Origin of the sequence: Candidatus Phytoplasma palmae (genome assembly GCF_046896035.1) — a bacterium.
Taxonomy (GTDB): Bacteria; Bacillota_I; Bacilli_A; order Acholeplasmatales; family Acholeplasmataceae; genus Phytoplasma; species Phytoplasma palmae.
Genome location: NZ_JBIPDD010000037.1, coordinates 1 through 903, shown reverse-complemented (window position 1 = coordinate 903; position 903 = coordinate 1). Strand labels below are relative to the sequence as shown.

Here is a 903-nt window from a genome sequence, read left to right as displayed (position 1 = left end):
TACTTCCACAGACTATTCTGTGTTTTTCTGCAGAGAAAAATTTTCTCTGAGAGAAATTTAGGAAGATCGAAGTTACTCTAATTATTTACGCGACTCATTTAGGTATGCAGACCTTTTTTGATCTTCAATCTATATAACATTGAAGATCAAATTTTTTTTATATTTTTATATATACAGGTAGGTTCAAAGTTAGGTTATCAACCCTAGGATGTTTTTTGTTAAAAACATTGATAATTTTGAAAACCAAATATTAAATTTTCAAATAACTTTGAAAAACAGTTACAATTCATTTCTGTTTGGTAATATAATTACCCCGTTTATTGCATTTAGCCTTTTTTGAATAAGGTTATCCGTGTGAGTCATTCTTCTGGCGTGATCTTCTTGGATATGAATTTCTCCTCAACCCGCTTTTATTCTTTGCTGTAACTTTTGATTCTTTCGTTTCAAAAGCCAAGAATATGAAGGAACATATTATCATGATGTTCGTGATACGTTAAATCACTCATAATTAGGCATCATTTCGCGCCCTAATTCTTCTATAGAAACATCTACTTTTTCTTTTGTTTCTTCTTTATCGCTATTTTTAATTAATTCTTCTAAATGAGAAAAATACAAAAATAAATGTCTTCTTAATTCTTCTATATCATTTACACTAGTAAATTTAAAATTAACAACTTCTTTAATTAATTCTAAAATAGAATAACCATTCATTTTACAATTACAAAACGCAAAATGAATAGACATAATTTTAGAAATATTTGAATCCTTAAAATAAAAATACCCTAAAGAAGGATTATTTTTTAATACATTGCAAAAACTAACCATATCTAGAGCTATTTTTTCAATCGCGATAGAATTAAGACGTTTGTATTTTTCAATTATTATCTTAAGCCCCGCACACCA

1 protein-coding gene is annotated in these 903 nt (G+C 27.4%); it reads right to left on the bottom strand.

Features of this window, described 5'->3' with window-relative positions:
• Positions 1-498: 498 nt before the first annotated feature.
• Positions 499-903 (bottom strand): hypothetical protein (locus ACHMP6_RS01870; RefSeq protein ID WP_412097828.1); only part of this gene is annotated, 405 nt, incomplete at its 5' end.